The organism is Bradyrhizobium sp. (assembly GCF_030654605.1).
Classification (GTDB): domain Bacteria; phylum Pseudomonadota; class Alphaproteobacteria; order Rhizobiales; family Xanthobacteraceae; genus Bradyrhizobium.
This window is the reverse complement of the sequence record NZ_JAURXB010000294.1, coordinates 34,674-42,327: the sequence shown is the minus strand read 5'-3', so window position 1 is coordinate 42,327 and position 7,654 is coordinate 34,674. Positions and strand designations below refer to the sequence as shown.

Below are 7,654 nucleotides of genomic sequence, written 5' to 3'. Positions count from 1 at the left end.
CAGCGCGGCGCCGGCCGCAGCCGCCCAAAAGGCCGCTGCGAAGATAACACCCTGCCGCATCTGATCGCCGACATGGAGTTGATCCGGGAGAAATTTGGGTTTCAGCGCTGGATGATCGTCGGCGGGTCCTGGGGCGCGACGCTGGCGCTGGCCTATGCGCAGACGCATCCCGACCGGGTCACCGGCATCGTGTTGCGCGCGACCTTTCTCGGCACCCGCCGGGAGCTGGAAGGCGCCTTCCTCGACGCGCTGCCGCGCCTGCATCCCGCACTCTCCGAAGATTTTCTCGGCGTGCTGCCAGGGGAAGAACGCGAGAAGCCGCTGGATGCCTACTTCCGCCGCATCCTTGATTCCGATCCGGCGGTGCACACCCCTGCCGCGCGCGCGTGGGGCGATACCGAACGCATTCTTTCGGAACACACCTCGTCGCGGGTTCGGCTCGATCTCACTTCGCTGAACTCGACCCGCGCGCTGCCGTCGACACCGTTCATGGAAGCGCATTATTTTCAGAACGATTGCTTCATGAACCCCGATCAGCTCCTCAACCATGCCGGCCGGCTCGAAGGCATTCCCGGCATCATCGTGCAGGGCCGCTACGATTTGCTGTGTCCGCCCGCGACCTCGCACGCGCTGGCCGCGGCATGGCGCGGATGTGAAATCCGCATCGTCGAGGGCGCGGGCCATTCGCTATACGATCCCGGCGTCAGGGACGCCGTGATGAAGGCGATCGCCGATCTGGCTTCCATCATCAAACGATAGGGACAATCCGAACATGCCGCTCGCCGGAAAGGGAATGCTGCTGACGTCGATGGACATCGATCCGTCCGACGAGGCCGAATTCAACCGCTGGTACGACCGCGAGCATCTTGAGGAGCGCGTCGCAATTCCCGGCTTCCTGGAGGCCCGGCGCTATGTCGCCCATGACGGCAAGCCGAAATATCTCAGCCTCTATTCCACCGAAACCTTCGAGGTGCTCGATAGTCCGGCCTATCGCACGGCGCTCGCCAACCAGACCGCCTGGTCGAAGGCGAACATCGCGCGCTTCAAGAACATGATCCGCGCGGTCGCGCGCATCACGATCAGCCGCGGCCAGGGCCGGGGTGCCGCACTCGGCATCGTGCGCCTGCGTCCCGTGGACAAGGATAGGTTGCGTACCGCACTGCGGGATCAACTCAAACCCGGCAAGCTGGACGGAATTTTCTCGATGCACCTGCTCGAAAGCGATGCTTCATTGTCCAAGCCGATCACCGACGATCCCGCGGCCCCCAATCCCGGCGCCGGCGACTGGTTCGTGCTGATTGACGGTACGGATGTGAAGGCGGTGTCGGCCACCATCGCCGCGCGCCTGGGCGATGCCGCGATCAAATCCGCTGTGATCTCGACCGGCCTCTACCACCTGATGTGGGACCTCGCAAAGAGCGACCTCCCGACGATTTGAACGCCACGTGAACCGTGTTGCGCATGCTGCACTGCCGCAATGATGGCAACGTTATGGCCTTCGACTAATGAAGGCTGGTGGTGAGACAAATTTGCCTTTGTGCACGCTCTGGAATGCCTCTAATAAGGTAAGTCTATGATGCAATTCAAAAACCACAAGAACGCCGACTGAGCGTTCGCAGACAAAGATGAGGCCGCGCCTTCCTTTAAACGGCGCGGACAAGGTAGGAATGAAACCGACTGATATTTCGGCGCCGGACTACTTCCATAAAGTGGTCGATTGCCAATGGGCCTGTCCTGCGCATACGCCCGTTCCAGAATACATCCGTTTGATTGCTGCAGGCCGCTACAGCGACGCCTACATGATCAACTGGAGATCGAACGTGTTTCCGGGGATTCTCGGACGCACCTGCGATCGCCCGTGCGAGCCGGCCTGCCGCCGCGGCCGCGTCGAGGATACGCCGGTCGCGATCTGCCGGTTGAAGCGCGTCGCCGCCGATTTCAAGGACGACGTCAAGCACCGCATGCCGAAGCCGATGGCAAAAAACGGCAAGCGCATCGCGATCGTCGGCGGCGGTCCCGCCTCGCTGACGGTGGCCCGAGACCTAGCACCGCTCGGCTACCACTGCACCGTGTTCGATTCCGACCCCAAGGCCGGCGGCATGATGCGGACGCAGATTCCGAAATTCCGGCTGCCGGATTCGGTGATCGACGAGGAAACCGACTACATCCTCAATCTCGGCATCGAGTTCAAGGGCGGTCACCGCATCGACAGCCTCAAGCAGTTGCTCACCGAAAACTTCGACGCGGTGTTTGTCGGCTCCGGCGCGCCGCGCGGCCGCGAGCTGGAAATTCCCGGCCGCAAGGAAGCCGCCGCCAACATCCACATCGGCATCGAATGGCTCGCGTCGGTTTCGTTCGAGCATGTCAGCAAGATCGGCAAGCGCGTGATCGTGCTCGGCGGCGGCAATACCGCGATGGATTGCTGCCGCACTGCGCGCCGGCTCGGCGGCGAAGACGTCAAGGTAATCGTGCGTTCCGGCTTCGAGGAAATGAAGGCCTCACCGTGGGAGAAGGAAGACGCCCTTCACGAGGACATTCCGATCCTCAATTTCATGGTGCCGATCGCTTTCATCCACGACAATGGCAAGCTCACCGGGGTCACCTTCCAGAAGGTGAAGGCGGAATACGACGCCAACGGCCGCCGCAATCTGGTGCCGGCGGGCGAAGCGGACGAGACGATCAACTGCGACGACGTATTGGTGGCGGTCGGCCAGGAAAATGCCTTCCCCTGGATCGAGCGCGACTGCGGCATCGAATTTGACAAGTGGAACATGCCCAAGGTCGACGCCAGGACTTTTGTGTCGACCAATCCGAAGGTGTTCTTCGGCGGCGACGCCGCGTTCGGCCCGAAAAACATCATCTGGGCGGTGGCGCACGGCCACGACGCCGCGTTGTCGATCCACAAGATGCTGTCCGGCGAGGACATCACCGAACGGCCGCTGCCCGAGGTGAACGTTTCCTCGCAGAAGATGGGTATCCACGAGTGGAGCTACGACAACGACATCTCCAACGACAAGCGCTACAAGGTGCCGCATCGCGACAAGGTCATCGCGCTGAAGGACATCCGCGCCGAAGTAGAACTCGGCTATGACGTCAAGCTGGCGCTCGGCGAAGCTCACCGCTGCCTGAATTGTGACGTTCAGACCGTGTTCGCGGCCCCCTTGTGCATCGAATGCGACGCCTGCGTCGATATTTGTCCGATGGACTGCATCAACTTCACCGAGAATGGCGAGGAAGCAGATCTGCGGACCCGGCTGAAGGCGCCCTCGCTGCATCCGGACCAGGACCTCTATGTCGCCGATGGCCTCAAGACCGGGCGCGTCATGGTCAAGGACGAAGACGTCTGCTTGCACTGCGGCCTGTGCGCCGAACGCTGTCCCACCGGTGCCTGGGACATGCAGAAATACCTCATCGATATGACCCACGCAGGAACATCATGTCCGTCCAAAGCCCGATCAGCAGCGTAAACGACTTCGTCGTCCGCTTCGCCAACGTCAACGGCTCGGGTTCGGCGAGCGCCAACGAGATGTTCGCGCGTTCGATCCTGCGCCACGGCGTGCCGGTCAGCCCGCGCAACGTCTTCCCGTCCAACATCCAGGGGCTTCCGACCTGGTACGAAGTGCGGGTGACCGAGGATGGACATCTCGGCGCCCGCGGCGGCGTCGACATGATGGTGGCGATGAACCCGCAGACCTGGGACAAGGACATCGCCGCGATCGAGCCCGGCGGTTATCTGTTCTACGATTCGACCAAGCCGATGCCGGCGTCGAAATTCCGGGCCGACATTACCGTGATCGGCGTGCCGCTGACCGCCATCACCAACTCGACCTATACCGATCCGCGCCAGCGCCAGCTTTTCAAGAACATCATCTATCTCGGCGCGATGTGCGCCTTGCTCGACATGGACCCGAAGCTGGTCGAGCAGCTGATCGGCGAGCAGTACAAGGGCAAGGAAAAGCTGCTGTCGTCGAACATCCACGCGCTTCATCTCGGCCGCGACTGGGCGCTGCAGAACCTGAAATGCCCGATCGGCCTGCGCGTCAAAAAAGCCGACAAGGTCGGCGACCGCATTTTCATCGAAGGCAACAGCGCGGCTGCCCTCGGCGCGGTCTACGGCGGCGCCACCGTGTGCGCGTGGTATCCGATCACGCCGTCGTCATCGGTGGCGGATGCCTTCACCAGTCACTGCAAGAAGCTGCGGCACGACCCCGTCACCGGCAAGGCGAAATACGCCATCGTCCAGGGCGAGGACGAGTTGGCGTCGATCGGCATCGTGATCGGCGCGTCGTGGAATGGCGCCCGCGCCTTCACCGCCACCTCCGGCCCCGGCATCTCCCTGATGACGGAATTCATCGGCCTGTCCTATTTCGCCGAGATTCCGGCCGTGATCATGAACGTGCAGCGCGCCGGTCCCTCGACCGGCATGCCGACGCGTACCCAGCAATGCGACGTCATCGCCTGCGCCTATGCCTCGCATGGCGACACCAAGCATGTGCTGCTGTTTCCGGAAGACCCGGCCGAGGCGTTCGAGTTCGCCGCCCAGGCCTTCGATCTCGCCGAGCGGCTGCAGACCACGATTTTCCTCATGCTCGATCTCGACATCGGCATGAACCACCGTCTCTCTCGTCCACTGAAGTGGGACGACGCAAGGCAATACGACCGCGGCAAGGTGATGACGGCGGAGATGCTGGATGAACCCGGCCGCGACTTCGGGCGCTATCTCGACGTCGACGGCGATGGCATTCCGTACCGCACCTATCCGGGCACCCACCCGACCAAGGGCTCGTTCTTCACCCGCGGCACCTCGCGCAACCGCTACGCGATCTACTCCGAGGAAGGCCCTGTTTATGCCGACAACATGCAGCGGCTGGTGCGCAAGTTCGAAACCGCCCAGGACATGGTGCCGCGGCCGCTGCAGGCCAACGCCGCCAAGCCGACCAAATACGGCGTGATCTATTTCGGCTCCACCGCGCCGGCGATGGACGAGGCGATCGGGATCCTCGAATCGCGCGGGCATCAGCTCGACCGCTTGAGGATCCGCGCCTTCCCGTTCCATTCCAGCGTCGCCAGCTTCATCGCCGACCACGACTTCGTCTATGTGGTCGAGCAGAACCGCGATGCGCAGCTGCGCTCATTGATCGTCAACGAGAACGGCATCGATCCGGTCCGGCTGATCCCGATCCTGCATTATGACGGCACGCCGATTACCGCGCGCTTCATCGCCGGCGCGATCGGCGACCACCAGGATCAGCTCAAGGTGACCCCGCTCCGCAAGGTGAAGTCATGACCTATATCGCCAAGCCGAAATTCCAGCATCCGGGACTTCCGAAAAACGATCTCGGTTTCACCCACAGGGATTACGAGGGCAAGGTTTCGACGCTGTGCGCCGGCTGCGGCCATGACTCAATCACCGCCTCGATCATCGAAGCCTGCTTCGAACTGTCGATCGAACCGCACCGGGTCGCCAAGATTTCCGGCATCGGCTGCTCCTCGAAAACTCCGGATTATTTCCTCGGCAATTCGCACGGCTTCAATTCGGTGCACGGCCGGATGCCGTCGGTCCTGACCGGCGCCAATCTCGCCAACCGCGACCTGATCTATCTCGGCGTTTCCGGCGACGGCGACTCGGCCTCGATCGGCTTCGGCCAGTTCGCGCATTCGATCCGGCGCGGCGTCAACATGACCTATATTGTCGAGAACAACGGCGTCTACGGCCTGACCAAGGGCCAGTTCTCGGCCACCGCCGACCGTGGCTCGAAGTCCAAGAAAGGCCTGATCAACAGCGACAGCCCGATCGACCTGGTGGCGATCGCGCTGCAGCTCGGCGCCAGCTTCGTGGCGCGCAGCTTCTCCGGCGACAAGACCCAATTGGTGCCGCTGATCGCGGCCGCGATCCAGCACAAGGGCGCGGCGTTCATCGACGTCATCAGCCCCTGCGTGGCCTTCAATAACCACGCCGGCTCGACCAAGAGTTTCGATTATGTGCGCGAGCACAATGACGCGGTGAACCGGCTCGACGTCATCTCGGGACGCGACCCGATCACGGTGGATTATGCCCCGGGCACCGTGCAACTGGTCGAACAGCACGACGGCACCCGGATCGCGCTGCGCAAGATCGATGCCGACTATGATCCGCATGATCGCGTCGGGGCGATGTCGTTCCTGCAGAAGCACGCCGCCAAGGGACAGATCGTCACCGGGCTGTTGTATGTCGATCCGGAATCGGACGATCTGCACAGCCATCTCGACACCGTGGAAGTGCCGCTCAATACGCTGGACGCGGGGGATCTTTGCCCCGGCACCGCCGCGCTCGAAAAGATCAACGCGAGCCTGCGCTAGGTAGGCCGCAGCAACTGCGCCCACTCGGTCTCCAGCCGTTCGATCGCCGCGGGAAGCGGCAGAGCCGACAGCATACCGCCGCTCTCGTCCAGTAGCCCAAGGCGCTTCAGCCGCGACAGCGCCTCATTGATGGCGAAATCGGCCGAGACGGCGAAACGCTGCGACAAGAGTTCATCGATATCAGCACCGAGAGCTGCCTGCGTAAGCGGTTGCGCTGCTGTGGCCAGGCAGTAGTAGGCCACCAGCGCTTCCTTCCACTCCTGTTCCTCGGCCTCGCCGATCAGATAACTGAAAATGCCGGAATTATTGTTGATATTGCGATAGTAGATATTGTCGGTCAGCTGCTTCTGATGAATCAGCGACTGACGGTGGAAGTTTCCCCATTGCCGCAGCATGAAGGCGCCGAGCGCGAACAGGCCGCTGAGCGCGGCCAGCGCCTGCTCGAGATCATTGTCGCCGAGCGTTCCGTTGACGCCGAGGTAGAAGCCGGCGACCAGAAACAGGATCACCAGGGTCGATGCGAGCTTGATCAGGATCGGGATGCCGCCGAAAATGGCCGGCACGCCCAGCATGAGCTGGTCGGACAGACTCATCACCACCCGCACATTGGGATACAGCGCCTCGAGATCGGCGCGGGCGACGTGCCGGAAATACTTGAACAGCACGGCGCCGCCGCGAATTTTATGACTGCTCCGCTTCCCGCTCCAGCGCAGATTGCGGGCGTCCGCCGGCGTGTCGACGCCCGGCCGGGTCGCAACCATCATCACCACGTCGTCGAACACCTCGATCTCGCGCGAGCGCCGGCGCAAGCCCCGCCAGACCGGAATTTCGATGGTCTCCATGTGGCTGCCGCGGCGGAACATGCGGACGTCGCGGTATTCCTCGACCGGGGCCTTGAGCTTGACTCGAACCAACGCGTGCTCGGCAAAGGCCTTGATGATTTCGTCATGCGTGATCTCGATGAAATTGGCCTCGGTGAGTACACGCACTACCTCCTCGCTCAGCCGGCGATAGGCCGCCTCGTTTTCCTGGTGAGATCCGCAGGACCGCGCATCGAGCTCGGGGTCGAAGGGAAAATAGGCCTCGCGCAGCAGGTCGAGCTGTTCGAAATACTGGTAATGAAAGACGGCGCCGAGTTGACGCGCAAATTGCCGGAACCCGATCTCACCGGCGTCGCCGAGATGGCCCGCGGCGACGAGGCCATCGATCAAATCCGACTTCCGAAGCGGAATGAAACGATCCCGCGACTCCGGAACGGCCGATTCGCCCGGTACTCCCTTCACAAAACTGCCGTCCTCGCTGGAATAATCACTGC

6 protein-coding genes are annotated in these 7,654 nt (G+C 62.4%); 5 read left to right on the top strand and 1 reads right to left on the bottom strand.

Going from position 1 to position 7,654, the window contains the following annotated elements:
* The 5 genes from Q7U29_RS26710 to Q7U29_RS26690 form a co-directional block, all read left to right on the top strand.
* The coding region (locus Q7U29_RS26710) for an alpha/beta fold hydrolase (protein ID WP_304746468.1) at positions 1–759 on the top strand (759 nt) is incomplete at its 5' end.
* A gap of 13 nt (positions 760–772) precedes the next feature.
* Positions 773–1,438: a DUF4286 family protein gene (locus Q7U29_RS26705; RefSeq protein WP_304746466.1), complete on the top strand. Its 666-nt coding sequence runs from the start codon at positions 773–775 to the stop codon at positions 1,436–1,438.
* Positions 1,439–1,667: 229 nt separating this feature from the next.
* Positions 1,668–3,467 carry an FAD-dependent oxidoreductase gene (locus Q7U29_RS26700; RefSeq protein WP_304746464.1) on the top strand — a complete coding sequence of 600 codons (1,800 nt, stop codon included), beginning with the start codon at positions 1,668–1,670 and terminating at the stop codon, positions 3,465–3,467.
* Complete coding sequence (locus Q7U29_RS26695; protein ID WP_304746463.1) at positions 3,437–5,287, top strand: 2-oxoacid:acceptor oxidoreductase subunit alpha; 1,851 nt, start codon at positions 3,437–3,439, stop codon at positions 5,285–5,287. The genes Q7U29_RS26700 and Q7U29_RS26695 overlap by 31 nt, the downstream gene beginning before the upstream one ends.
* On the top strand, positions 5,284–6,339 hold the full coding sequence (locus Q7U29_RS26690) for a 2-oxoacid:ferredoxin oxidoreductase subunit beta (protein WP_304746461.1): 1,056 nt from the start codon (positions 5,284–5,286) through the stop codon (positions 6,337–6,339). The genes Q7U29_RS26695 and Q7U29_RS26690 overlap by 4 nt, the downstream gene beginning before the upstream one ends.
* Here Q7U29_RS26690 and Q7U29_RS26685 read toward each other — a convergent pair.
* Positions 6,336–7,550: a DUF3754 domain-containing protein gene (locus tag Q7U29_RS26685; RefSeq protein WP_304746459.1), complete on the bottom strand. Its 1,215-nt coding sequence runs from the start codon at positions 7,548–7,550 to the stop codon at positions 6,336–6,338. The genes Q7U29_RS26690 and Q7U29_RS26685 overlap by 4 nt on opposite strands.
* Positions 7,551–7,654 lie beyond the last annotated feature (104 nt).

Bases quoted from the DNA above. Each gene is read 5' to 3' on its own strand.
- Q7U29_RS26705 (WP_304746466.1), top strand. From the start codon at position 773: ATGCCGCTCGCCGGAAAGGGAATGCTGCTGACGTCGATGGACATCGAT.
- Q7U29_RS26700 (WP_304746464.1), top strand. From the start codon at position 1,668: ATGAAACCGACTGATATTTCGGCGCCGGACTACTTCCATAAAGTGGTC.
- Q7U29_RS26695 (WP_304746463.1), top strand. From the start codon at position 3,437: ATGTCCGTCCAAAGCCCGATCAGCAGCGTAAACGACTTCGTCGTCCGC.
- Q7U29_RS26690 (WP_304746461.1), top strand. From the start codon at position 5,284: ATGACCTATATCGCCAAGCCGAAATTCCAGCATCCGGGACTTCCGAAA.